Below are 24,777 nucleotides of genomic sequence, written 5' to 3'. Positions count from 1 at the left end.
AAGAACATGAGTGATATTCTGATTGTCGACGACGAGCGGGACATCCGGGAACTGATCTCGGACATTCTCGAGGATGAAGGCTACACCACCCGCCTTGCCGGAAATTCGGACGAGGCGATGGCGGCCGTGAAAGCCGAGCAACCGGGCCTCCTGATCCTCGATATCTGGCTCAAGGACAGCCACATGGATGGCATCGACATCCTCAAGGCCGTGAAGCGCGACTATCCCGACGTCCCGGTGGTCATCATCTCGGGTCACGGCAATATCGAGATCGCGGTCGCCGCGATCAAGCAGGGGGCCTATGACTTCATCGAGAAGCCCTTCAACATCGACCAGCTTCTTGTCGTGATCCGGCGCGGCATGGAGACGAGCCGGCTGCGGCGGGAAGTTCAAACGCTCAAGCGGCGCGACAGCGGACCTGCAGAAATGCTGGGCGAGAGCTCGGTCTTCCGCGCGCTTCTGGGTCAGCTCGACAAGGTGACGCGCTCGAACGGGCGCGTGATGCTTTCCGGACCGGCGGGGGCGGGTAAGGAACTGGCCGCGCGCTACATCCATGCCAATTCCAACCGGGCCGACGGGCCCTTCGTCAGCGTGGGTTGCGCGACGATCGAGGCCGACCGTATGGAAGAGGTCCTGTTCGGACGGGAGAGCGAGGAGCGGGGGGTGGAGCCCGGTCTGCTCGAAGAAGCGAATGGCGGCGTGATCTATTTCGACGAAGTGGCCGACATGCCCATCGGCACGCAATCCAAGATCCTGCGCGTGCTCGTGGATCAGCAATTCCTGCGGGTGGGCGGCGCCGACAAGGTGCAGGTGGATCTGCGCGTCATCTCGTCCACGAGCCGCGATCTCGAGGCCGAGATCGCCGCCGAACGGTTCCGGCGCGAGCTGTATCATCGTCTTAACGTCGTGCCGATCGCGGTGCCAGCGCTCGAGGAGCGGCGCGACGACATTCCGCTGCTGGCCACGCATTTCATCGAGACGCTTCACAAGAGCCAGGGTCTGCCGCTCCGCAAGCTCTCGGCGGAGGCGGCGGCGCTGCTCCAGACGATGCCGTGGCCGGGCAACGTGAGGCAGTTGCGCAACGTGATCGAGCGGGTGCTGATCCTGGGCGACGGCAGCGACGAGATCGACGCGAACGAGCTTCCCGGCGAGACGGATGCCGTGGTGGAGGATGGGCGCGTGGTGCTGTCGGGATCGCTGGCCACGATGCCGCTGCGCGAGGCGCGCGAGGCGTTCGAGCGGGAATACCTGCTCACCCAGATCAACCGGTTCGGAGGCAACATCAGCCGTACCGCGGAATTCGTCGGGATGGAGCGTAGCGCGCTGCACCGCAAGCTCAAGTCGCTCGGTGTCGTCACCGGCTCGAAAGCGGGCGCGCGCATGGCCAAGGTCAGCGAGAGCGAAGCCGGCTGATGCGATTTTTTCCTCCGCGCGATCCGAGACAGAAACGCGAGGAGACGATCGGTTGGCTTTTCGTTTTCCTCTTCTTTCTCGTCCTCGCGCTTGTGGGCCTCGGGCTATTCTTCGTTGGCGGACTCTACTACCCGCCCGAAGGCGGCACGATCTGGCACAAGGTGGTCTGGGGCGGTCTGGTCGTGGGCGGGATCGCGTCCATCCTCGCGTTGCAGGCGCTCGCGTCGGCCTTTGTCGAGTGGAGCCTCGGACCTGAGCGTTTCATCGCGATCATGATGGCCGCGGGCGCGCTGGTGCTGCTCTATGGTTGGGTCGGATGACACGCTGGTCTATTCCGGCGTCACGATCTGCCAGCGGCCGGTCTTGAAGCGGATTGCGCAGCTCTGCGACGTGAGCGGCGGCATGACGCGGGTGACGGCGAGGTCGGTCGCGCGGGTGATCTCGGGGTCGCAGGCCGGAACCTCGACACGGCGGTATCCCTTGTCCATCATGCACTGACGGGCCACGCGGCTGCGCAGACCTTCGTTCGCGTCCCAGCTTTCCCAGCGGCCGGGCGACACGACGCGCCAGGTGGTCCAGCAATGTCCCGTGCCGTCACAGGCCGTGTAGGGCGCACGGGTGGGCGGGGTGTATCGGCGCCGTATGTCGCGCGGCACCTGCCGCAGCGCGGTGACCTCGCAGGCCGTGAGCGCGCGCTCCATCTCGGCGACCGCGCCGCCGGGCTTGTGCCAGACGGTAAGGGGCGCGCAACTGCCGAGACCAAGGACCAGAGCAAGCAGAAAAAGGGGCTTTGGCATCGAAATCATCTCCGCACGGGGGCCGGGCTCGCGCGGTCTGTGCGATTGACCATGCCCGACCCATCTGTCATTCACCAACGAAGATAAATCTAGGGCTTCTTCCATGAAGGTCATCATTTGTGGCGCGGGGCAGGTCGGTTGGCAGATCGCGCGCCATCTTTCGGGCGAAAAGAACGATGTGACCGTGGTCGACAACAACGCCGATCTCGTGCGCCGGGCCACCGACACGCTCGACGTGCAGGGACTTGCCGGGTTCGCGAGCTACCCGGACGTGCTCGACCGGGCGGGCGCCCGGGATGCCGACATGATCATCGCCGCCACCCATTCCGACGAGGTCAACATGGTGACCTGCCAGGTGGCGCATTCGGTCTTCAACATCTCGCGCAAGATCGCGCGGCTGCGGAGCCAGTCCTATCTCGACGCGATCTATTCCGACCTCTACCGGCGCGACCACATGCCCATCGACGTCGTCATCAGCCCCGAGCGCGAGGTTGCCGAGGCGGCGCTTCGGCGGCTCAAGGCGCCCGCGGCCTTCGACAGCGAGAGCTTTCTCGACGATCAGGCGCAGCTCATGGGGCTGCGGCTCGACGAGGATTGCCCGGTTCTCTACACGCCGCTGCGGCAGTTGAGCGATCTCTTCTCGACGCTGCGGGTGATCGTGCTGGCCGTGAGGCGCGAAGGACGGCTCTTCGCGCCCGAGGCGGGCGATCAGCTTTTCGCCGGGGACGAGGCCTATCTCTTCGCGCCGAACGAGGACGTGCCACGGATGCTCGAGGTCTTCGGCAAGAAATCGAAGCGACAGGAACGCGTCGTGATCCTCGGCGGCGGAAACGTTGGCCTGACGGTCGCGCAGGCGCTGGAAGAGCGCGGCGGGGGCATCCGTGCCAAGGTGATCGAACGCAACCGCCAGATTGCGGAGCGGGCCGCGGACGCGCTCGAGCGGACCATCGTCCTGAACGGTGATGCGCTCGATGTGACGCTGCTCAACGAGGCGGGGGTCAACCGGGCCGATGCGGTTCTCGCCGTGACGGATGACGACAAGACCAACCTTCTCGCCGCGGTGCGCGCCAAGGCTGTGGGATGCCCGCTCGCCATCTCGCTCATCAACGATCCGACCCTCGTGCCCCTGATGGAGCCCATGGGCATCGACGCCTATATCAACCCGCGGGCCACCACGGTCAGCTCGATCCTGCGGCACATCCGGCACGGGCGAGTGCGCGGCGTTTATTCCATCGGCGACAGCGAGGCGGAGGTGATCGAGGCGCAGGTTCTTTCGACCTCCTCGTTGGCGGGCGCGCTCATCCGGGACATCGACTTTCCCGAGGGTGTGCTGGTCGGCGCGGTGAAGAAAGGCGACGAGATCCATCAGCCGAGGGGCGGTCTCAGGATCGAGGAGAGCGACGTGCTCGTGATCTTCGCGCTCGCGTCGGATGTGCCGGCGGTGGAGCGCTTGCTCCAGGTCTCGATTGATTTCTTCTAGGGGCCGGCGATGATCGCGCATCTCGCACGGCTTCCGCTTTTCCTGATCCTCGCGGCGATCGCGTCGCTGTCGATGATGGTGCCGGCCCTGCATGCACTTCTCAACGAAGATCACACGATCGCGCGCAGCTTTCTCTATTGGGGGCTCATCGGCTTCGTGCTGATCGGGTTGGTGGGGCTGGCCATCAGCGCGAACCGCGAGCGCCGCTCGTCGGACCTGGCCAACCTGCTGTCGCTATTCATGACCTTCACGCTGCTTCCCGTCTTTCTGGCGCTCCCCTTCCAGGAAGCGCTTGGAACCACGAGCTTCCTGAATGCCTATGTGGAGATGGTGTCGTCTCTCACCACCACGGGCGCGACGCTTTTCGCCGATCCGTCGCGGCTGGCCGACAGTCTTCACCTGTGGCGGGGCCTCGTGGGGTGGATGGGCGGTCTTCTGATGTGGGTTGCGGCCTCGGCGGTGCTGGCGCAACTGAACCTCGGCGGCTTCGAGGTCACGGCGACGGCCGAACCTGGCCAGGAAGGTGCGCGGTTCGACCGGTTCGAGCGGGCAAACGCCGCCAAGCGCCTTGGCCGCGCGGCGGCGACGCTGGCGCACGTCTATGCCGGGCTGACGATGGTCCTGTGGCTGTGCCTCGTGGTGGGCGGCGACCGGCCGCTCGTGGGGTTGGTCCACGCCATGTCGACCATGGCGACAAGCGGTATCTCGCCGGTCGGCGGCCTTGCCGAGGCGCGCTCCGGCGTGGCGGGCGAGATGGTGATCTTTCTCTTTCTCAGCTTCGCGCTTTCGCGGCTCACCTTTTCGTCCGACACAATGACACAGGCGCGGCCGGGCTTGATCCACGATCCCGAGTTCCGGTTGGGCGGGGCGCTGGTGCTCGGCGTGCCGCTGCTTCTTTTCCTGCGCCATTGGATCGGAGCGCTCGATGTGTCGGGTGACGAGAACCTCGGCAATGCCCTGCGCGCGCTTTGGGGCGCCGCGTTCAGCGTGTTGTCGTTTCTCTCCACCACCGGCTTCGAAAGCGCGCATTGGGACGTGGCGCAGGGCTGGTCCGGTCTGAGGACACCGGGGCTTATCCTGATGGGACTCGCCCTTGTCGGAGGGGGTGTCGCCACGACGGCGGGCGGGGTGAAACTCTTGCGGGTCTACACGCTCTACCTTGCCGGTCAGCGCGAGATGGAGCGGCTGGTGCATCCCAACTCGGTCGGACGCGCAGGTGCGCGGAGCCGCCGGATTCGCCGGCAAGGCGCTTTCGTCGCCTGGATATTCTTCATGCTCTTCGCGTTGTCGTTGTCACTGGTGACGGTGCTATTCTCGTGGTTCGGCATCGACTTCGAGAACGCCGTGGTTCTGGCAATTGCGGCGCTCTCGACGACCGGTCCGCTGATCACGGTCGCGGCGGAGGTGCCCCTGACGCTGACCGAGATCGCACCGCTGGCCAAGCTGGTGCTGGCGATGGCGATGGTGGTGGGTCGCCTCGAGACGCTCGCGATTATCGCGCTTCTCAATCCCGGGCTCTGGCGCACCTAGGACGAACGCGACGCCGATAGGAAACGGCGGGGCGGGCAAGGAATTGATTTTGGGGCTGGAAACACCGGCGAATGCTGTCCATACTCGGGCGAGATTCACGCAACGGGCCGGTACGCGGCACCAGACAAGAACAAAGGCTTTGGGGACACATGGCTTCTGACCGTCAAAATTTGCAGGATGCGTTTCTCAACCAGGTGCGCAAGACCAAGACACCCGTGACGGTGTTCCTGATCAACGGGGTCAAACTCCAGGGTGTCATCACGTGGTTCGACAATTTCTGCATCCTGCTTCGCCGGGATGGACAGTCGCAGCTCGTCTACAAGCATGCCGTCTCGACGATCATGCCGGCGCAGCCGATCAACCTCTACGATGGTGATGAGGACAATTGACCTCGACCGAGTCCGAGGCAACCCGCGCCTGGGTGCTTCACCCCGACATCCGTGACCAAGACGCCGCGCGCGAGCCTGCGCGCGCGCTCGAGGAGGCCGTCGCACTGGCCCACGCGCTGCCTGGGCTCGAGGTGGTGGGCTCGGAGATCGTGCGCCTGCCGCGCCCCCATCCGGGCGCACTCTTCGGATCGGGCAAGATCGAGGAGCTGAAAGCGCGGCTCGAGGAGAACGAGATCGGCCTGGTCCTGATCGATGGACCCGTGACGCCCGTGCAGCAGCGCAATCTGGAAAAGGCGTGGAGCTGCAAGCTTCTGGACCGCACGGGGCTCATCCTCGAGATCTTCAGCGACCGGGCCGCCACGCGCGAAGGCGTCCTGCAGGTCGAGATGGCGGCGCTCAGCTATCAGCGCACGCGTCTGGTCCGCGCCTGGACCCACCTCGAGCGGCAGCGTGGCGGCCTGGGGTTCGTCGGAGGGCCCGGCGAGACGCAGATCGAGGCCGACCGGCGTGCCATCGACGACCAACTCGTCCGCCTGCGCCGGCAACTGGACAAGGTGGTCAAGACCCGGAGCCTTCATCGCGCCGCCCGCGCGAAGGTGCCATTCCCCATCGTGGCGCTTGTGGGCTACACGAATGCCGGGAAATCGACGCTCTTCAACCGGCTTACCGGGGCCGAGGTGATGGCCAAGGACATGCTTTTTGCCACACTTGATCCGACCATGCGCCGCGTTTCGCTGCCGCATGGTGGGCCGGACGTGATCCTGTCGGACACGGTGGGTTTCATCAGCGACCTGCCGACCGAGCTTGTCGCGGCCTTCCGCGCCACGCTCGAGGAGGTGCTGAGCGCCGACCTGATCGTGCACGTGCGCGACATCGCGCATCCCGAAACCGAGGAGCAGGCGCGGGATGTCGAGGCGATCCTTGAAGGGCTGAAGGTAAGCGACGCGACGCCACGGCTCGAGGTGTGGAACAAGATCGATCTCCTGTCGTCCGAGGAGGCGGGAACCGTCCGCGCGCGGGCGGCCCGGCGGCCGGATGTGGTCGTGCTTTCCGCCGTCACGGGCGAAGGCTTGGCCCAGTTCGTCGACAAGGCGACCGAGGCGCTCACGGCTGCGCAGGTGGACGAGACGATCGCGCTTTCCTTCGAAGAGGGGCGCAAGAGGGCCTGGCTCTTCGAGCAGGGGGTGGTCGAGGCGGAGCGGCAGGGCGAGGATGGCTGGGAGCTCGACCTGCGCTGGACAGCGCGGCAAAAAGGGGCCTTCGGGGAATTGTGATCCCGGACCTTGAAAGCCGTTCGTCCCCCGCCCAATTGCACCACATTCGGCCCCTCGCGGGGCGACGGGGCGACAGATGACCACCGACATATTACTCGTGATTTCCGGGCTCGTGGGTCTCGTCCTCGGCGGTGAATTGCTGGTGCGGGGCGCGGTCGGCGTGGCGCAAAGGCTGGGGCTGAGCCAAATGGTGATCGGCGTGACGCTCGTGGGCTTCGGCACGTCCGCGCCGGAACTTGCCGCAAGCCTGAGTGCGGCGCTCTCGGGCTCGCCGGGCATCGCGCTCGGCAACGTGGTCGGGAGCAATATCGGCAATATACTGCTCATTCTCGGGGCGGCGGCGTTGCTCCGGCCGGTGGTCCTGCCGGCCGTCGGGTTGGGCCGCGACGGAGGAGTGATGCTCGCCTCGGCGCTTGCCCTCGCGGCCGTCGTCCTGGTCGGGGCGGACATGGGCCGCCTCGTCGGCGCGGGGTTCGTGATCTGGCTGGCCGCATATCTCACCGTGACGCTGCGATCGGGCAGCGGGCCGGTGACCGAGGTCGAGGCCGTGCCCGCGGCGCCGGGTGCTGTCTGGTCGGGGCTGGGCCTTGCCGGGATCGGGCTTGTTGCGCTGGTTGGAGGCGCGAACCTGCTTGTCACCGGAGCCAGCGGCATCGCGCGCGCCGCGGGATTGAGCGACGCGGTGATCGGCCTCACGGTCGTGGCCATCGGCACGTCGCTGCCGGAACTCGTCACGGCGCTTGTCGCCGCGCGCAAGGGGCATGGCGACGTTGCGCTCGGCAACGTCTTGGGAAGCAACATTTTCAACATCCTGGGAATCTTGGGCGTCACGGCCCTGGTCCAGCCGATGCAAGTGCCGCAGCAGATCGCGGGTTTCGACATCTGGGTGATGCTTGCGGTGACGATTTTCCTGCTCGCGTTTGCACGGGCCGCTGGCGGGATCGGTCGTGCCGGCGGAGCGATCATGGTGGCGCTTTACGCGGGATATCTCGGGTGGCTCTTCGTGCTGAGCTGATGACCCCGGGCTATTGCGGGGTCCGCGGCGCCAGCCGCGTGATGCCCACGGATGCCGCACGGGCGAGGTCGGGATCGAGGGACATTGGGATGTATTCTCCGCGCCGCCAAAGCTGTGCCATGTCGTCGTAGTGACGGCTCAGGAAATGCCCCGATTGCCCGGTCGATATCATGAAGACGCTGCTGTCGGGATCGGCGAAGTCGTAGACGCCGCGATATCCTGCGCCGTGCACGTTGGCGAAGGGGTTTGCGCCCGTGCCGCTCGTGCGGCCCCGCAGGAGCGTATGATCGCCACCCGAAGTGGATTGCCGGATGTTCACGAAATGGCGCAGCAGCGGCACCTCGCCCAGCACGGGATGGTCATGCGTCGCCTGGTGCAGATCGCCCCAGCGAAGCGATTCGAGCGCGGTGCCATAGCGATCCGAGATCCACACCAGCGCATCGTCCAGCGCCTGGCGCGCGACATCGGTGCAGGTCTCGACGGGACTTGATTGGCGCACGTCGCACCAGACCCCGGCGCCGTCGACATCGCGATAGACCCTCTCGATGAAAACCGGGTCGGCGTGTGTGAATTCTTCGGCCAGCGGACCGAGTTCGTCCTTGGTGAGCCTCTGTTGCAGGGCCCGCAGCCATGCGGCGTAGATGAGCGGTTCGGGGCGATGTTCGTTCATCTCTCCGTTCCAGTCGGCCAGTAGCGCCAGCGCATCTTGCCGAAGCCGCTCGGGTGTGCCCTCGGTGGCCGGATCGCCGGTGAACCAGAGGTCCGCGCCGATGAGCGGCAGGATCGACCGTGCCGTAAAGCTCACGGTGTCGAGCTGTGCCTCGATGAAGCTGTCGCGGGTATGCACCTCGCGGTTCTGCATCAGGCGTTGCCAGCGATTGATGCGCTGCGTGTCGCCCCAGACATAGCTCACATGGCGGGGAAAGGGGCGGTCCACGGTCTTGTTGTTGGTGTTGCCGAGAATGCCGCCCACCGGAGAGACGAATTCGGGGTTGTCGGAATAGGGAAGGCGCCCGTCCCAGCGGTTCGCGGCAATCCATCCGCGCGACGGCATGCGCCCCTTGCTTTCGTGGTTCTCGTCACGCTTCGGCATCGCGCCGATGACCTTCATCGCGATGGTTTCCTGGTCGACGAGCGTGAGGTTCTGCGCCGGCGCAACGTAGCGCTCGCCCGCTTCCAGAGCTTCGGAGACGCTTTCCGCGCGCATCAATGCCATGGCTGCGCTCATCGTGGTGTCGCGTCGGCTGAGGGCGGTCCAGGCGATGCTGGCCACATGGCCTTTCGGTGTGACCTCTTCGAGATCGTAGTGCGATCCGGGCAGGACAGGGCCGTTCTCGGTCCAGCGCAGTGTCAGGGTCACCGGGTCCGCGTCCGATATCTCGATGATGGATTGGCGGGTGTCGAAAGGTCTGTAGCCGCCGGGCGTCAGGTATTCCTCGGGGTTCTCGGGATTGAGCCGCTCGATATAGACGTCCTGGTCGTCCATGTAGGCCGACGTGATGCCCCATCCCAGTTCGGCACTGCGACCGACGAGAATGGCCGGAACGCCGGGGATCGTGCCGCCGATCACGCCACCGGTGGTCAGTTCGAGGCGTGCGAGATACCAGATGGCGGGCGCCGAGAACCCCAGATGCGGATCGTTGGCGAGAAGCGTCCCGCCCGAGGCCGAGCGGGCGGGGGCGGCGGCCCAGGCGTTCGATGCACCCGCCAGCTCCTGCGGATAAAAGGGCGAAAGCGGGTCGCTGGACCTTTCGGTCCCGCCGGCGAAACGTGGCAGGGGATGGTCGGGAAAAAGCGAGGAATACCTTGGCAAGGCCGCGATCCCGTCGCCCGGTGCGTCGGGCAGGATGTCCTCGAGCCGCGCCGGATCGTCGAGGGCGAGGGATACCCGCGCGCGCCGCACCTCGGCCGGGAGATGCGCCGAAAGCTGAAGTGCCATGAGCTTGACGATGGCGATGGAATCGGCCGCCTGCCATGGCGCGATGGGTGCATTGAAGATGAACATCTCAGGTGCACCGCGGCCAAGCGCGCCCTCGTTGATCTCGGCCAGCCTGGCATTCACCCCGGCCGCATAGGCATTGAGCGCGATCAGTGTCTCGGCGTCCTGCGAGCCCACCGAGGCGCGGGCTGCGCTATAGAGATCGAGCCTGCGCAAGAGCTTGTCGATGGCGAGCGTTCGCGTGCCGAACACTTCCGAGAGCCGGCCCTGGGCGGTGCGGCGCAGCGTGGTCATCTGCCACAGCCGGTCCTGCGCGTGGGCATAGCCCAGTCCGAAGAACGCGTCTGCGTCGCGGCTGGCGAAGACATGCGGCACGTTCGCGTTGTCACGCACGATCTCGACCGGCGCGACAAGGCCTTCGACCGCGAGGTCCTTGTCATACTCGGGAAGCGACCGGGAGAGCAGGAAATAGAACCCGAGCGCCGCGGCGAGCGCGAGTGCCAGCACGATCCCCACACCGCGCACCAACCATTTCAGCACAGCCGCCATGCCCCGCCTCGTTGCCCTTGCAATCGAGTGAGGGCATAGTCAGAAATCCGTGGCGAGACAATGGAAAGGGTGTGAGATATGGCGAAACTGGCGTTTCTGGGCCTTGGTGTGATGGGCTATCCGATGGCGGGCCACTTGCAGGCCAAGGGGCATGACGTGACCGTCTACAACCGCACCGCGTCGAAGGCCGAAGCCTGGGTCGAGAAACACGGCGGCGCCATGGCCACGACGCCGCGGGAGGCGGCGGCGGGCGCCGATTTCGTGATGGCATGCGTGGGCAATGACGACGATCTGAGGGCCGTCTGCCTGGGCGATGACGGGGCCTTCGAAGGGATGAAGAAAGGCGCCGTTTTCGTCGATCACACCACCGTCTCGGCACGGGTCACGGCCGAGTTGAACGCGGCGGCCGAGAAAGCCGGCCTGGGCTTTGTCGACGCGCCCATTTCGGGCGGGCAGGCGGGGGCCGAGAAGGGGGTGTTGTCGGTGATGTGCGGGGGGTGCGAGGACCAGTATAACAAGGCCGAACCGATCATCGCGGCCTATGCACGCATCTGTCGCCGCATCGGGGAGAGCGGCGCGGGACAGATGACCAAGATGTGCAACCAGATCGCCATCGCGGGGCTTGTTCAGGGGCTGAGCGAGGCGCTTCATTTCGCCGAGAAATCCGGCCTCGACGGGCGCGCGGTGGTGGAGGTGATCAGCCAGGGCGCCGCCGGAAGCTGGCAGATGGAAAACCGTTACGAAACAATGCTCGAGGGCGAGTTCGAGCATGGGTTCGCGGTGGACTGGATGCGCAAGGACCTGGGCATCTGCCTGGATACCGCCGACGAGAACGGCGCGTCGCTTCCGGTCACGGCGCTGGTGGACCAGTTCTACAAGGACGTTCAGAAGATGGGCGGCGGGCGGTGGGACACGTCGAGCCTTTTCGCGCGGCTCCGCAAGCTGGGTTGAGCGAAAGGTTAACGGCCCGAACCCCACGTCGGTATCCACGTCGGTATCCATGTCGGTATCGCGTCGGTGGAAGGTGAGTCGCACCAATCGTTCACGCGGCGCGCGGTGGGGGCAAGGTTCGGGAGAGTTCGTGGCACGGTATCCCGGCGCGGTCGCGCGACCGGACATCCTCCGCCGGGCCGCCATCACGCCCCGCTCGGATCAGGCGGGATGAACCGCGCGGATGCCGAGCCGGCGGGATGACCGGCGCGGGCGGCTCCGATAGCGGAAGGTCCGGCCCCGCCGGGTGGGGGCGGGGCCGGACCTCATGTCAGGCGCGGCGGCGGCGGCCGCCGGTCCGCCCGGCGCGGCCGCGGCCTTCCTCGCCGGCCTTGGGCGGGGCCTTGTTGAACCGGATCCAGTTCGAGCCGTGCGGGTCGTTGTTGGTGAGGAAGTTGGCGGCGAGGATCGCCTCCATCTCCTTGCCCGCGCGCGGCTTGGTGGAGCCGAGGCCGAAAAGCTGGCAGAAGGTCTCGTCATCCATGTCGGCGGGAAGCTCGATCCCGAGCGCGGCGACCTCGGCCTTCTTGGCCTCGATCTCGGAAGGCTTCACCGGGAGCGCCACGGGGTTCATGATGGCCGAGGTCATGCCCGCGCCCATGGCCATGGGCAGGAAGGCGTTGTTGATGCCGTGGCGGTTGGGCAGGCCGAAGGAGATGTTCGACGCGCCGCAGGTGGTGTTGACGCCAAGTTCCTCGCGCAGCTTGCGCACGAGGGTGAAGACCTGCTGACCCGCGGTCGCCATGGCGCCGATGGGCATGACGAGCGGATCGACCACGATGTCATGCGCCGGGATGCCGAAATCGGCCGCGCGTTCGACGATCTTCTTCGCCACCGCGAAGCGCACTTCGGGGTCTTCGGAGATGCCGGTGTCGTCGTTCGAGATGGCCACCACCGGCACGTTGTATTTCTTGACGAGCGGCAGGACGAATTCGAGACGGTCCTCCTCGCCCGTGACGGAGTTCAGGAGCGGGCGGCCATGAGCGGCCTGCAGCCCGGCCTCGAGCGCGGCGGGCACGGAACTGTCGATGCAGAGCGGCACATCGACGAGCCCCTGCACCAGCTCGACGATCTTCGTCATGAGCGGCGGCTCGGTCTCGTTGGGGTTGGGGTTCGAGTTGTAGACCACGCCCGCGTTGATATCGAGCACCGTGGCGCCGGCCTCGACCTGGGCCACGGCATCGGCCTCGACGGTGGAGAAGTCACCTGCCTCGAGCTCGGCCGCGAGCTTCTTGCGGCCCGTCGGGTTGATCCGCTCACCGATCACGCAGAACGGCTGATCGAAGCCGATGATGGCGGTTTTCGTTTTGCTCTCGACGATGGTGCGGGTCATATGGGTTCCTTCAGGCGGGGTTTGCGGGCCGGGTGGACGCGCCACCGTGGTCGATGGCCCAGGTTGCATTGGCCTTGATCCCGCCCAGCGGGAAGAAGTGCACGTTCGTGATGTTGAAATCGGGGTTCGCGGCCTTGTGCGCGGCAAGCTCGGCCAGGACGTCCGTGGGCTCGTAGGGCAACAGCAGTTTCGTGACGTCCATCGCGCGCCGCTGCAGCACCTTGAGGGACGGCCCGACGCCGCAGGCGATGGCGAACTTGATGAGCGTCTGGAGCTTGGCGGGGCCGGCGATGCCGATATGGATGGGCAGGGTGATCCCCGCCTCCCGGAGCGCGTCGGCCCAGGCGATGATGGGCTTGGCGTCGAAGGCGAATTGCGTGGCGATGGCCATCTCGGCATCGGTGCGCTCGGAAAACTCCTGCTTCCATTTCAGCGCGGCGCTCACGTTGGTCATGGACCCGTCGGGGTCGATGTCGCGGTTGCCCTCGGGGTGGCCGGCGACGTGGAGCCGCTTGAACCCCGCGCGGTCGAACTCGCCCGAGGCCAGGAGTTGCATGGCGCTGTCATAGTCACCGTGGGGTGTCGTCACGCCACCGGCGAGCACGAGCGCCTGGTCGACGCCGGCCTCGCCCTGGTAGCGCGCGATCCAGTCGGCGAGGGTGGCGCGGTCGCGGATGATGCGCGCCGGGAAATGCGGCATGACCGGGTAGCCCTCGGCAGCGATGCGGCTGGCGGTGGCGACCATGTCCTCGATGGGCGTGCCCTCGATATGCGCGATGTAGACGCGGGTGCCCTGGGGCAGAAGGGCGCGGAAATCCTCGACCTTCTCGGCGGTGCGGGGCATCACCTCGATCGAGTAGCCCCGGAGCAGCGCCTCGATCTGGCCGTTGACGGGGGGCGTGTCCGGTTTCTCACGCTTGCGGAAGTTCAACAGAGCCATCGCGGCCTCCCATAGCGAGCGGGGCGTCATGCCCAGCCATCATTGCCGATCAGTTGCTTGAGACGCTCCTGATCGTATTCGGCATCGAGCCGGGCCGCCTGGGCCTCGGCGATCTCGGCGGGATCGCCCTCGACCTCGAAGGGCGCGGCCTTGCGCCACTCGGCCAGATAGGCGTCGCTGTCGCGCGCGTTGACCTTCATGGCGGCACGGTCGATCGCCTGCTCGAACCGCTCGGGGAGCGGCTTCTTGGTGCCGCGCCGGCCCTTGCCGACGATCACCTGCGCCGGGATGTCGCGCCAGTATACGATTGTTACATCCGCCATGATTGATTCCCCCCACGGGTGCCGTTGGCTCTCTCTAAAGGAGCGGCCGGATGCCGCTTCGTCATTTTTCGACCACTTTGCGCGACTGACCGACACGCGCCCGACGATGCGCGATCGCGCCGTCGATTTCCAGACGGGCGGGGTCGAGAAATTCTCATGAAGAAGATGAGCGGGGCGGGGCAGCGCTTGCGCGGAGGCGTCATACGCCCTACCTTGGAGGCAACTCGAAATGGAGGGCGTGTAGTCATGGCGCCCAAGCGTCCCGATGGTGCGGGCGCACTCCCGAAACCGCCGGTCGAGAGCACCGCGCCGATGAAACCCCGTTCGGGGCCGCTTTACGCGGCGCTGGACCTGGGAACGAACAGTTGCAGGATGCTGATCGCCGAACCGCAGGGCGAGCAGTTTCGTGTCGTGGACAGCTTCTCGAAATCGGTGCAGCTCGGTGCGGGGCTCGAGAAGTCGGGCCGGCTGTCGCGCGGCTCGATCGCGCGCACGATCCAGGCGCTTCGCATCTGCCAGCAGAAACTCAGGCGGCACAGGGTCACGAGGATGCGCCTCGTCGCGACCGAGGCGTGCAGGCGGGCCGATAACGGGACGCAGTTCCTCGACCGCGTGGCGCGCGAGACGGGGCTCAGGCTCGATATCATCCGCCCGCAGGAGGAGGCGCAGCTTGCCGTGGTCTCCTGCGCGCCGCTGGTCAGCCCGGGCACCGATCAGCTCCTGGTGGTGGATATCGGCGGCGGCTCGACCGAGCTTGTCTGGATCGACCTGACCGAGGTGCCGCGCGACGAGCGCGTGCGCTCGATCATGCGGCTCTGCAACGGGTTCGAGGGCCCCTGTGACGAGGGTCCGAGGGCGCGGGTGGTCGACTGGATCAGCGTGCCGCTTGGCGTGGCGACGCTGCGCGACCAGTTCCAGGACGTGGAGGACGACGCGGCGCGCTTCGCGCTCATGAGCTGGTTCTTCGAGGAGAACCTGGCCGAGTTCGCGCCCTACAAGGAAGAGCAGATGCGCGAGGGGTTCCAGATCGTCGGCACGAGCGGCACCGTCACCACGGTCGCGGCGAGCCACCTGGGCCTCAGACGCTATGACCGCAACCGGGTGGACGGGCTTCGGATGACGAGCGACGAGATCGACCGCGTGATCCGCAGCTATCTCGACCTGGGTCCCGAGGGGCGGCGCCGCGACCCGCGCATCGGGCTCGATCGGCATGCGCTCATCATGTCGGGTGCGGCGATTCTCCAGGCGCTCCTGCGCTGCTGGCCCACCGACCGGCTTTCGGTCGCGGATCGGGGGCTGCGCGAGGGGATGCTTTATGCGCAGATGGCCGCCGATGGCGTGCTGGACCGGGGGGCGGGATGATGGCGAAAGGGCCGGATGGCAAGAATACCTCGGGACGGGGGCGCCGCGACCTGACGGTGAAGGTCAAGACGGCGCGCGGCCGGCGCAATTCCTCGACCCGCTGGCTCCAGCGGCAGTTGAACGATCCCTATGTCAAACGGGCGCAGGCCGAAGGCTATCGCGGGCGCGCGGCGTTCAAGATCATGGAGCTCGACGACAAGTACCGGTTCCTCCTGCCGGGCGCGCGGGTGGTCGATCTCGGCTCGGCGCCGGGCGGCTGGTGCCAGGTGGCAGTGCCGCGGGTGAATGCCCTGGGCGAGAAGAGCGGCAAGGCGGTGGGGCGGATCATCGGCGTCGACCTGCAGGAGATCGAACCGCTTGCGGGGGTGGAGTTTCACCAGCTCGACTTCATGGAAGAGGGCGCGGACGAGCGGATCAAGGAATGGCTCGACGGGCCGGCCGACGTGGTGATGTCGGACATGGCGGCGGCGAGCTCGGGGCACAAGCAGACCGATCACCTGCGTATCATCGCGCTCTGCGAGGCGGCGGCGTATCTGGCCTTCGAGGTTCTGGAGGAGGGCGGGACATTCGTGTCCAAGGTGCTGGCCGGCGGGGCCGAGGGCGAGCTGCAGAAGCTTCTGAAGCAGCGCTTCGACAAGGTGGCGAACGTGAAGCCGCCGAGCAGCCGGTCGGACAGTTCGGAGAAATTCGTCGTGGCGACCGGGTTCAGGGGCTAGGATGTGACCGCCGGGAGGTGGGGCGAGGCCGCAGCGACGCGAGGGCGGCGCGGCGCACGGCCTCCATCGCCTCGACCGGCGCAGGCTCCGCCGCCTCGATCTGATCGGTGACATGGCGGGCAAGCGTGCCCTGGCGGATCAACTCGAAAAGCCGCGCGCGGCGCGGGTCGGGTCGTCCCTGACGATGCTCGGCACGCGGATCCATCGGTCCCCTGGTCTCGGTTCACCGCGAGATACTGGATGAAAGGCGTTAAGATCGTCCGAAGATCGGGCGATTCCGCGATCGGGATGGGGAAGTGTGGCGGAGAGACAGGGATTCGAACCCTGGGTGGGCTTGCGCCCACAACGGTTTTCGAGACCGCCCCGTTCGACCACTCCGGCACCTCTCCGCGGGGGTCACGGGGGTGGCGTTTAATTGCCTTTGGGCGGGGTGGCAAGGGGGATTTCCGGTGTTTTGCATTGCGGGGTCTCCGAAAGCGCCTAAGTAGGAAGGCAAACCCACTCAAACGAGCAGAGAGGCGCGATGAGACAGATTGCATGGATGACCGGACACCGGATCGCGGGGGTCGTTGCGGCCCTTCTCCTGGCGCTGGTTCTTGTCCCGGCCGCACGGGCCGCCGACCGGGCCGAGATCCGCGATTTCCTGAAAGTCACCGGCTTCGACGTGGCCCTGGCCACCATCGGCGACGGGGTGGACAGCGCGCCCGTCATGCTGGGCATGACGGACGAGGATTTCGGTCCCGGCTGGAAGGACGCGGTGGCGGATCTCTACTCGGAGGAGAAGCTGCACGAAATCGCCCTCGACCTGCTGGAGACCACGCTGACCAAGGAGATGCTCGATCACGCCGAGGCGTTCTATGGCTCGGCCCTGGGCGAGCGGCTGGTCGAGGTGGAGAATGCCGCGCATCGCTCGGACGATGACGAGGCCGAGGAGGCCCAGGGCGCGCGCCTGCTGGACGAGGCGGACCCGGAGCGGCGCGAGATCCTCGAGCGGATGGGCGACGCGATCGACCCCGAGGGGATCTCGGTCCGGGCGATCGAGGAGATCCAGGTGCGATTCCTCATGGCCGCGTCGGAGGCGGGAGTGCTCGACGGCCCGCTCGACGAGCAGGCGCTGCGGGCGCTCATGGCCGAGAATCGCGACGAAATGCGCGCCGAGATGGACCGCGCGGGCCTTGTCGGCGCCGCCTATACCTACCGCGATTTCGATAACGAGGAGCTTGCGGCCTATGTCCGCGCGCTCGAGACGCCGAAGATGCGCCAGGTCTACGAGCTTCTGAACGCGGTGCAGTTCGAGATCACGGCGAACCGGCTCGAGTCGCTGGCATGGCGGTTGGCCGACCTGAAGAAAGGGCAGGAGATCTGATGCGGGCGTTGCTGATCACCGGTGTCGTGCTCTGGACCGCGCTTCAAGCGGTCGCCGTGGAGGCACAGGACCGCATCGCGGCGCTGAGCGATGCGCTGCGTCTTGGCGAAACCGTGGAGATCATGCGCGAGGAAGCCATCGCGAACGGCCATGACCTCTCGCTTGGTTACCTCGGCGATCCGGCGAGCAAGACGTGGATCGCGGAGCTTGAGCGGATCAACGCGCCCGAGCGGATGATCGCCCTGCTGCGCGAGGAGCTGGCGGCGCGGCTCGAGGGCGAGGACGTGGAGGCCATGATCGCCTTCTTCGACCGCCCCGAGGGCCAGCGCATCATCGAGCTGGAACTGGCCGCGCGGCGCGTGATGGGCGATCCGGTGGCGGAAGAGGCGGCGCGGGCCGCCTATTACGAGGCGCGCGCGGACGGGGCGCCGATCCTCGAGGTGATCGACCGGATGACCGAGGATAGTGACCTGCTCGAACGAAACGTGGCCGGCGCGCTCAACAGCAACCTGATGTTCCTGCGCGGCATGGCCGACGGCGGCGGATACGAGGGCGATCTGTCGGACATGACGCGCGACGTCTGGGCGCAGGAGGACGAGTTGCGCGAAGAACTGGCCGACTGGCTGGGGACGTTCCAGCTTCTGGCCTATCAGCCGCTCGATCCCGACGTGCTCGACGGCTACGCGGAGTTTTTCCGCAGCGACGAGGGCCGCGCGCTCAACGATGCGCTTTTCCTCGCGTTCAACCGGATGATCGACGAGACGAGCTATCTGACCGGGCGCGCGCTGGCCCGGCATGTGGGAGCGGAGCAGCTTTGAGACGGGATGGCGAAAAGCTGCGGCCGGCAGGTCAGGGGGCTCTTGACTTCGACGCCCGGCTCCTTGATAAGCGCGCAACCCGGCGAGGCCCATGCCCCGCGCGGGGTTCATGACATATCGTCCCGGCGGGGGCGCGCTGTTCGAGGTGGGCCGGTCCGGTCCGTGAACGCCCCGCAAGGGGGACCGCAGAACGCGGCAAAGACGAAGGAAGCAAGAGATGTTTGCGGTTCTCAAGACCGGCGGCAAGCAATACAAGGTTCAATCCGGCGACACGCTGAAGGTTGAGAAGATTGCGGCGGATGCCGGCGAAAAGGTTCAGTTCAACGAGGTGCTGATGCTGGGCGGCGACAAGCCCGTCCTCGGTGCGCCCCTCGTGGAAGGCGCGGCCGTGCAGGCCGAGGTCGTCGACCAGATCAAGGGCGACAAGGTCATCCATTTCGTGAAGCGCCGCCGGAAGCATGGCAGCCAGCGCACGAAGGGCCACCGCCAGCAGCTCACGGTGCTGCGCGTGACGGAGATCCTCGAGAAGGGTGCCGACAAGTCGGGCGTGAAGGCCGCCGTGGGCGCGGGGTCGATCGCGGTGAAATCGGATGGCCGCTATGCGATGAACCGTGCCGAGCAGGCCGAGATGAAGAAACGCGTCGAGGAAGGCGAGGCCAAGGCCAAGAAGGCCGAGACCAAGAAAGCCGACACGAAGAAGGCTGACACGAAGAAGGCCGAGGAGACCAAGGCCGCGCCCAAGAAGGCCGCCAAGGCCGACAAGGGTGACGACCTCACGCAGATCAACGGCGTCGGTCCGGTCATCGTGAAGAAACTGAACTCGGCCGGGATCACGACGTTCGACCAGATCGCCTCGTGGAGCAAGTCGGACATCGAGGAGATGGACGAGAAGCTCGACTTCAAGGGCCGGATCGAACGTGAGGACTGGGTCGCCCAGGCCAAGAAACTCAGCAAAGGGTAAGGAGAGACACCATGGCACACAAGAAAGCAGGCGGTTCCTCCCGTAACGGTCGCGACTCGGCCGGCCGTCGCCTTGGCGTGAAGAAATACGGCGGCGAGAGCGTCGTTCCGGGCAACATCATCATGCGTCAGCGCGGCACCAAGATGTGGCCGGGCGAAGGCGTGGGCCTGGGGCGCGATCACACGATCTTCGCCACGGTCGAAGGCCATGTGAAGTTCCACAAGGGCCTCAAGGGCCGCACCTTCATCTCGGTGCTGCCAGCCGCGGAGGCCGCCGAGTAAGCCGATCTAAAGAGTTTCAGCATACTCAGGGGGGATCGGTCGCGGACCGGTCCCCCTTTTTCGTCGGTGTCACATGACGTTGCGTAAATTCAGGGAGCCCCTAGCATGGGTCTTGCCATAGCCAGTTTCGCGGCCTTCGCGGCAAGCCAGGTGGGCACGCCGGGACCGGCCAACATGGCGCTGATGGCGACGGGTGCGCGCTATGGGTTCCGCCGGGCGCTGCCCTTCGTGGGGGGCGTGATCCTCGGCAAGCAGCTCATCATCTGGCCCATCGGGTTCGGGATCATGGGCTGGCTCGCCGCGTATCCGGCGGTGTTCGAGATGCTGAAATGGGCCTCGGTGGTCTATATCATGTGGCTGGCGTGGAAGATCGCCAACCTGCGGATGAGCACCGAGAGGGGCGGCGACGCGGCACCGGGATTCGTTGCGGGGCTCGCGATCCATCCGCTCAACCCGAAGGCGTGGGCGATGATCGTGGCCGGGTTTACGGGGTTCGTCGACGCGGGAACCGATCCGTTCACCGCGACGCTGGGGATCGCGGCCGTTCTGCTGGCCTGTCAATGCCTGCTGCACCCGGTCTGGACCTTCGCGGGCGACCGGATCGCGGAGGTGGTGGCCGGCACGGGCGCGGAACGGATCCTGATGTGGACCCTTGCGGCCCTGACGGTCGCCTCGGTTCTCTATGCACTGCTCAGGGGAGGAGGAGACGCATGATACACAACCAGATCGACACCCAACCGGTGATCGAGACAGAGCGCTTCGACCTGCGGCCCGTGCGGCCCTCGGATGCGGGGCTGATCGCGCTGCATGCGGGCGACGCGAGGGTGGCGCAGACCACCGGCACCATCCCGCATCCGCTTCCGCCGGGCTGGACCGAAGGTTACATAGCGCGGGTGCGCGCGCCCGACAGGACCGAGGATGCGTGGGTCATCGACGCCACCCGCGCGGGCGGCGCCGAGGTCCTGGGGCTGGTGCTGCTCAAGCATGTGGACGACGACGTGCGCGAGATCGGGTTCTGGGTCGCGCCGCAGTTCTGGAATACCGGGATCGCGACCGAGGCGGTGGCGGCGCTCGTCGCGGCCAACCCGTCCAAATGCCGGGCGCATTTCGCCACCGTTTTCCAAGGCAACGCGGCGTCGGCGCGGGTGCTGACCAATACCGGATTCCAGTACGTCGGCGACGCCGAGGGGTTCTGCGTCGCGCGCGGCGTGACCCTTCCCACGTGGACCTATTGCCGCAAAGGCGATTGAGGCCGCGCCCCGGAACGCGTAAGGACGCGCCATGAAGTTTCTCGATCTCGCCAAAGTCTACATTCGCTCGGGGTCCGGCGGGAACGGCTGTATCAGCTTCCGCCGGGAGAAGTTCGTCGAGTATGGCGGCCCCGACGGGGGCGATGGCGGCACCGGCGGATCGGTCTGGGCCGAGGCGGTGGACGGGCTCAACACGCTCATCGACTTCCGTTACCAGCAGCATTTCTTCGCCCAGAACGGCCAGCAGGGCATGGGCCGCCAGCGCACCGGCGCCGATGGCCGCGACATCGTCCTGAAAGTGCCCGCGGGGACCGAGATCCTCGAGGAGGACCAGGAGACGGTCATCGCCGACCTCGCGGAGGTGGGCGAGCGCGTGCTCCTGGCCCGGGGCGGGAATGGCGGGTGGGGCAACCTGCATTTCAAGACCTCGACCAACCAGGCGCCGCGCCGGGCCAATCCGGGGCAGGAGGGGGTCGAGCGCACGATCTGGCTGCGCCTGAAGCTCATCGCCGATGTGGGGCTCCTGGGCTTGCCCAATGCGGGCAAGTCCACCTTCCTTGCCGCCACGTCGAATGCACGGCCCAAGATCGCGGATTATCCTTTCACCACGCTGCACCCCAACCTCGGGGTCGTGGGTGTCGACGGGGTCGAGTTCGTCGTGGCGGACATTCCGGGCCTCATCGAGGGCGCGACCGAGGGCAAGGGGCTGGGCGACCTGTTCCTCGGCCATGTCGAACGGTGTTCGGTGCTGCTTCACCTCGTCGATGCGACCGCCGAGGACGTGGTGGCCGACTACCGCACCATCCTGCGCGAGGTCGAAGCCTACGGCGACGTGCTGGGCACGAAGCCGCGTGTGACGGTGCTCAACAAGATCGACGCGCTCGGGCCGGAGTTGACCGAACTCGTGCGTGCGGACCTGGCCGACGTGGCCGAGGGGCCGGTTCTCGCCATGTCCGGCGTCTCGGGCGAGGGGGTGACGGAGGTGCTCAGGGCGCTGCGCGCCGAGATCGCGGAGGACAAGCTGCGCAGGCGCGCGGCCACCGATGACGAGGACGCGCCATGGGAGCCGTGAGCGGGGCGCGGCGGGTCGTGATCAAGATCGGCTCGGCCCTGCTGGTGGACCGCGAAACGGGATTGCTGCGCGACGCCTGGCTCGCCTCGCTTTGCGATGACGTGGCGTTGCTCCGCGCGGACGGGGCGGAAGTGATGCTTGTGTCGTCGGGGTCGATCGCGCTCGGGCGGTCGGAGCTTGGCCTCGCGGGTCCGTCGCTCACGCTCGAACAATCGCAGGCCGCGGCCGCCGTGGGGCAGATCCGCCTCGCCGCCGCCTATGACGCCGCGCTCAAGGCGCGGGGGCTGCGGGCGGCGCAGGTGCTTCTGACGCTCGAGGACAGCGAGGATCGCCGGCGCTATCTCAACACCCGCGCGACGCTTGCGCAGCTTCTGGCCCTGGGCGTGGTGCCCATCGTCAACGAGAACGACACGGTGGCCACAGACGAGATCCGCTATGGCGACAATGACCGGATGGCCGCGCAAGTGGCCGTCACGGCGGGTGCGGACCGGTTGATCCTGCTGAGCGACGTGGACGGGTTCTATTCGGCCAATCCCGCGCAGGAGGCGGGCGCGCGGCGCTTCGACGAGATCACCGAGATCACGCCCGAGATCGAGGCGATGGCGGGTGATGCGGGCTCGGGGCTGAGCAAGGGTGGCATGAAGACCAAGCTGATGGCCGCGCGGGCCGCGATGGCGGCGGGGTGCGACATGGCGATCACGGAGGGGAGCCGGATGAACCCGGTGCGCGCGCTCGAGGACGGCGCGGCGGCGACGTGGTTCCGCGGCACGGGCGACCCCCAGGCACGGCGCAAGGCATGGATCGCGGGGATGAAACCGCGCGGACGGCTGTTCGTCGATGCGGGCGCGGTGAAGGCGATCCGGGGCGGGGCGAGCCTGCTTCCTGCGGGCGTGACCGGCATCGAGGGCCGGTTCGGGCGCGGCGATCCGGTCACGGTGCAGGGCCCGGATGGCGCGCGGCTGGGCCAGGGCCTCGTGCGTTACGAGGCGGAGGAGATAAATCTGATCAAGGGCTTGCGAAGCGAAGCTCTTGCGGATGTTTTGGGTTATCCGGGGCGGGGCGCGCTTCTGCATCGCGACGACATGGCGTTCTGAGAGGGAGAGACGGGATGGATGGAGCCTCTGACATGACGACGCTGATGGACGGCCTGGGCCGAGCCGCGCGGCGCGCGGCGCGGGCGCTGGCCGTGGCGCCGGCCGAGCAGAAGGCCCGCGCGTTGATCGCGGCAGCCGAGGCCGTGGCGGCGGCGGAGGACGACATCCTCGCCGCCAACGCGCGCGACATGGAGGCGGCACGCGAGAAGGGCCTGTCGGGCGCGATGATGGACCGGCTCATGCTCGACCGGACGCGCATCGCCGCGATCTGCGAGGGGCTGCGCGCGGTGGCCGCGCAGGACGATCCGGTGGGCCAGGTCATGGAGCGGTGGGAGCGGCCCTCGGGGCTGCGCATCGCGCGGGTGCGGACGCCGCTGGGGGTGGTCGGCGTGATCTACGAAAGCCGGCCCAACGTGACGGCCGATGGAGGTGCGCTCTGTCTCAAGTCCGGCAATGCCGTGATCCTGCGCGGCGGGTCCGAAAGCCGCGAGTCGAGCCGCGCGATCCACGCCTGCCTCGTCGCGGGCCTGCGCGAGGCCGGGTTGCCCGAAGACGCGATCCAGCTTGTCCCGACGCAGGACCGCGCGGCGGTGAGCGCGCTGCTGACCATGACCGAGCATGTGGACGTGATCGTGCCGCGGGGCGGCAAGGGCCTTGTCGGCCTTGTCCAGCGCGAGGCGCGGGTGCCGGTCTTTGCGCATCTCGAGGGGATCGTGCATGTCTACGTGGACCGCGCGGCGGATCCGAAGAAGGCGATGGACGTGGTTCTGAACGCCAAGACACGCCGCACGGGCATCTGCGGCGCGGCGGAATGCCTGTTGATTCACGAGGGGTTGGCGGACACTCTTGGCGCGGATTTGCTCCGCGCGCTCGTCGATGCAGGGGTCGAGGTGCGCGCCGATGCGCAGTTGCAGGCGGTGCCGGGAACCGTGGCCGCGCGCGAGGATGACTGGGGACGCGAATACCTCGACAGCATCATCGCGGCGCGGGTCGTGAGCGGCGTGGAGCAGGCCATCGCGCATATCGCCCGCCATGGATCGAATCACACCGATTGCATCGTCACCGAGGACGACGCGGCGGCACGGACGTTCTTTGCGGAGGTGGACAGCGCCATCGTGATGCGGAACGCCTCGACCCAGTTCGCCGATGGCGGCGAATTCGGGATGGGCGCCGAGATCGGGATCGCGACCGGCAAGATGCACGCGCGCGGCCCGGTGGGTGCGGTGCAACTCACGAGCTTCAAGTATCTCGTCGAAGGCGACGGGACGGTGCGCGCCTAGCTAGAAGGCGATAATCGCTTCGGACTCGGTGGCTTGCGCGTCGATCTTCAGGTCGAGGTCACGCGCGGTGAGCGGCAGGAGCGCGAATTGCACCATCGCGGGCGGAAGATCCGCCGGACAGTTGCCCGAGGTCAGGCAATCCCACGTGTCGGGCAGCGCGAGCGGATCGCCCGCCGCGACGAGCCGGAGCGCGGAGGCGTCGCCCGTGACGGTGATCGTGCCGCCCCGACCGATGCATTTCTCGAGGCAGAGAAGCCCGAGGAACGCGGCGCGGGCGCGGGCGCGGGGCAGATCGCCCTCGACCCGCCAGTCGAGCCGCTGATGGCCGGTATAGAGCGGCGCCAGCACCTCGCGCATCTCGCGCGCGGCGATCCGCTGATCCGGGCCGACCTGGCCGAAGGCGATGCGGAAAAAACGGATGCGCGCGCTTGCATGGGCCGCGCTGTCGCCGACGAGGGCGAATTCGGGGCCATCGGGCGAGCCGCCCCCGAGCGACATGAGTTCGAGCCCGTTCGAGATCGCGCCCACCGGGCTGATGAGGTCGTGGCAGATACGCGAGCCTAGGAGCGTCGCGATGTTCAGGCTATCAAGGGTCATGTGGCTGC

General features: G+C 67.0%; 25 protein-coding genes and 1 tRNA gene. 19 read left to right on the top strand and 7 right to left on the bottom strand.

Going from position 1 to position 24,777, the window contains the following annotated elements; genetic code table 11:
- Window positions 1–6 precede the first annotated feature (6 nt).
- A complete protein-coding gene (locus tag K1T73_RS10285; protein ID WP_220600626.1) occupies window positions 7–1,413 on the top strand; it encodes a sigma-54 dependent transcriptional regulator in 1,407 nt (468 codons plus the stop codon).
- The gene (locus tag K1T73_RS10280) at window positions 1,413–1,733 is read left to right on the top strand and encodes a hypothetical protein (RefSeq protein ID WP_220600625.1); all 321 of its coding nucleotides are present in this window, start codon (window positions 1,413–1,415) and stop codon (window positions 1,731–1,733) included. The genes K1T73_RS10285 and K1T73_RS10280 overlap by 1 nt, the downstream gene beginning before the upstream one ends.
- A 9-nt stretch (window positions 1,734–1,742) precedes the next feature.
- Here the strand turns inward: K1T73_RS10280 and K1T73_RS10275 are convergent, their stop codons facing one another.
- A complete protein-coding gene (locus tag K1T73_RS10275) occupies window positions 1,743–2,210 on the bottom strand; it encodes a hypothetical protein (RefSeq protein ID WP_220600624.1) in 468 nt (155 codons plus the stop codon).
- A 103-nt stretch (window positions 2,211–2,313) separates the two neighbouring features.
- Between K1T73_RS10275 and trkA the strand changes: the two genes are divergently transcribed.
- From trkA to K1T73_RS10250, 5 genes are all read left to right on the top strand, one after another.
- Window positions 2,314–3,690, top strand: coding sequence for a Trk system potassium transporter TrkA (gene trkA, locus K1T73_RS10270; RefSeq protein WP_220600623.1), 1,377 nt, complete (start codon window positions 2,314–2,316; stop codon window positions 3,688–3,690).
- Window positions 3,691–3,699: 9 nt separating this feature from the next.
- Window positions 3,700–5,220 (top strand): TrkH family potassium uptake protein, encoded by a 1,521-nt coding sequence (locus K1T73_RS10265; RefSeq protein WP_220600622.1) that lies wholly within the window; start codon window positions 3,700–3,702, stop codon window positions 5,218–5,220.
- 149 nt (window positions 5,221–5,369) lie between these two features.
- Entirely contained in the window at window positions 5,370–5,609 is a 240-nt protein-coding gene (hfq, locus tag K1T73_RS10260) for an RNA chaperone Hfq (protein ID WP_220600621.1), read from the top strand.
- Window positions 5,606–6,883 carry a GTPase HflX gene (gene hflX, locus K1T73_RS10255; RefSeq protein WP_220600620.1) on the top strand — a complete coding sequence of 426 codons (1,278 nt, stop codon included), beginning with the start codon at window positions 5,606–5,608 and terminating at the stop codon, window positions 6,881–6,883. The genes hfq and hflX overlap by 4 nt, the downstream gene beginning before the upstream one ends.
- A 76-nt stretch (window positions 6,884–6,959) precedes the next feature.
- Window positions 6,960–7,898, top strand: a complete 939-nt coding sequence (locus K1T73_RS10250; protein WP_220600619.1) for a calcium/sodium antiporter — start codon at window positions 6,960–6,962, stop codon at window positions 7,896–7,898.
- A 10-nt stretch (window positions 7,899–7,908) separates the two neighbouring features.
- Here the strand turns inward: K1T73_RS10250 and K1T73_RS10245 are convergent, their stop codons facing one another.
- Complete coding sequence (locus K1T73_RS10245; protein ID WP_220600618.1) at window positions 7,909–10,386, bottom strand: penicillin acylase family protein; 2,478 nt, start codon at window positions 10,384–10,386, stop codon at window positions 7,909–7,911.
- Between the two features lie 78 nt (window positions 10,387–10,464).
- On the opposite strand from K1T73_RS10245, the gene K1T73_RS10240 reads away from it, so the two are divergent.
- Window positions 10,465–11,337: an NAD(P)-dependent oxidoreductase gene (locus tag K1T73_RS10240; protein WP_220600617.1), complete on the top strand. Its 873-nt coding sequence runs from the start codon at window positions 10,465–10,467 to the stop codon at window positions 11,335–11,337.
- A 310-nt stretch (window positions 11,338–11,647) separates the two neighbouring features.
- On the opposite strand, the gene K1T73_RS10235 is transcribed toward K1T73_RS10240, so the two are convergent.
- Genes K1T73_RS10235 through K1T73_RS10225 form a run of 3 tightly spaced genes read right to left on the bottom strand, consistent with a single transcriptional unit; the run spans window position 11,648 to window position 13,972 of the window.
- Entirely contained in the window at window positions 11,648–12,709 is a 1,062-nt protein-coding gene (locus K1T73_RS10235; RefSeq protein ID WP_220600616.1) for a methyltetrahydrofolate cobalamin methyltransferase, read from the bottom strand.
- A gap of 10 nt (window positions 12,710–12,719) precedes the next feature.
- Window positions 12,720–13,649 carry a methylenetetrahydrofolate reductase gene (locus tag K1T73_RS10230; RefSeq protein ID WP_220600615.1) on the bottom strand — a complete coding sequence of 310 codons (930 nt, stop codon included), beginning with the start codon at window positions 13,647–13,649 and terminating at the stop codon, window positions 12,720–12,722.
- Window positions 13,650–13,675: 26 nt separating this feature from the next.
- Window positions 13,676–13,972: a virulence factor gene (locus K1T73_RS10225; RefSeq protein ID WP_220600614.1), complete on the bottom strand. Its 297-nt coding sequence runs from the start codon at window positions 13,970–13,972 to the stop codon at window positions 13,676–13,678.
- Between the two features lie 246 nt (window positions 13,973–14,218).
- On the opposite strand from K1T73_RS10225, the gene K1T73_RS10220 reads away from it, so the two are divergent.
- Complete coding sequence (locus K1T73_RS10220) at window positions 14,219–15,334, top strand: Ppx/GppA phosphatase family protein (protein ID WP_220600613.1); 1,116 nt, start codon at window positions 14,219–14,221, stop codon at window positions 15,332–15,334.
- A complete protein-coding gene (locus tag K1T73_RS10215) occupies window positions 15,334–16,050 on the top strand; it encodes an RlmE family RNA methyltransferase (protein ID WP_220603697.1) in 717 nt (238 codons plus the stop codon). Before K1T73_RS10220 ends, K1T73_RS10215 begins: the two co-directional genes overlap by 1 nt.
- Before the next feature lie 299 nt (window positions 16,051–16,349).
- Here the strand turns inward: K1T73_RS10215 and K1T73_RS10210 are convergent.
- Window positions 16,350–16,439, bottom strand: a tRNA-Ser gene (locus K1T73_RS10210).
- 134 nt (window positions 16,440–16,573) lie between these two features.
- Between K1T73_RS10210 and K1T73_RS10205 the strand changes: the two genes are divergently transcribed.
- The 9 genes from K1T73_RS10205 (at window position 16,574) to K1T73_RS10165 (ending at window position 24,172) form a co-directional block, all read left to right on the top strand.
- Entirely contained in the window at window positions 16,574–17,416 is an 843-nt protein-coding gene (locus tag K1T73_RS10205; RefSeq protein ID WP_220600612.1) for a DUF2059 domain-containing protein, read from the top strand.
- Window positions 17,416–18,234, top strand: a complete 819-nt coding sequence (locus K1T73_RS10200; RefSeq protein WP_220600611.1) for a DUF2059 domain-containing protein — start codon at window positions 17,416–17,418, stop codon at window positions 18,232–18,234. Before K1T73_RS10205 ends, K1T73_RS10200 begins: the two co-directional genes overlap by 1 nt.
- Before the next feature lie 217 nt (window positions 18,235–18,451).
- Window positions 18,452–19,195: a 50S ribosomal protein L21 gene (locus K1T73_RS10195; protein WP_220600610.1), complete on the top strand. Its 744-nt coding sequence runs from the start codon at window positions 18,452–18,454 to the stop codon at window positions 19,193–19,195.
- 11 nt (window positions 19,196–19,206) lie between these two features.
- On the top strand, window positions 19,207–19,476 hold the full coding sequence (gene rpmA / locus K1T73_RS10190; RefSeq protein WP_220600609.1) for a 50S ribosomal protein L27: 270 nt from the start codon (window positions 19,207–19,209) through the stop codon (window positions 19,474–19,476).
- Between the two features lie 105 nt (window positions 19,477–19,581).
- Complete coding sequence (locus K1T73_RS10185; protein ID WP_220600608.1) at window positions 19,582–20,190, top strand: LysE family translocator; 609 nt, start codon at window positions 19,582–19,584, stop codon at window positions 20,188–20,190.
- Complete coding sequence (locus K1T73_RS10180; RefSeq protein WP_220600607.1) at window positions 20,187–20,726, top strand: GNAT family N-acetyltransferase; 540 nt, start codon at window positions 20,187–20,189, stop codon at window positions 20,724–20,726. The genes K1T73_RS10185 and K1T73_RS10180 overlap by 4 nt, the downstream gene beginning before the upstream one ends.
- Window positions 20,727–20,757: 31 nt before the next feature.
- Window positions 20,758–21,798 (top strand): GTPase ObgE, encoded by a 1,041-nt coding sequence (obgE, locus tag K1T73_RS10175; RefSeq protein WP_220600606.1) that lies wholly within the window; start codon window positions 20,758–20,760, stop codon window positions 21,796–21,798.
- Window positions 21,786–22,892, top strand: a complete 1,107-nt coding sequence (gene proB, locus K1T73_RS10170; RefSeq protein WP_220600605.1) for a glutamate 5-kinase — start codon at window positions 21,786–21,788, stop codon at window positions 22,890–22,892. Before obgE ends, proB begins: the two co-directional genes overlap by 13 nt.
- A gap of 14 nt (window positions 22,893–22,906) precedes the next feature.
- A complete protein-coding gene (locus K1T73_RS10165) occupies window positions 22,907–24,172 on the top strand; it encodes a glutamate-5-semialdehyde dehydrogenase (RefSeq protein WP_220600604.1) in 1,266 nt (421 codons plus the stop codon).
- On the opposite strand, the gene K1T73_RS10160 is transcribed toward K1T73_RS10165, so the two are convergent.
- A complete protein-coding gene (locus K1T73_RS10160) occupies window positions 24,173–24,769 on the bottom strand; it encodes a histidine phosphotransferase family protein (RefSeq protein WP_220600603.1) in 597 nt (198 codons plus the stop codon).
- Window positions 24,770–24,777: the final 8 nt, after the last annotated feature.

The sequence above is a fragment of the Roseovarius sp. SCSIO 43702 genome (assembly GCF_019599045.1).
GTDB lineage: Bacteria > Pseudomonadota > Alphaproteobacteria > Rhodobacterales > Rhodobacteraceae > Roseovarius.
The sequence above is the reverse complement of the archived record's forward strand: the minus strand, read 5'-3'. Positions and strand labels throughout refer to the sequence as shown.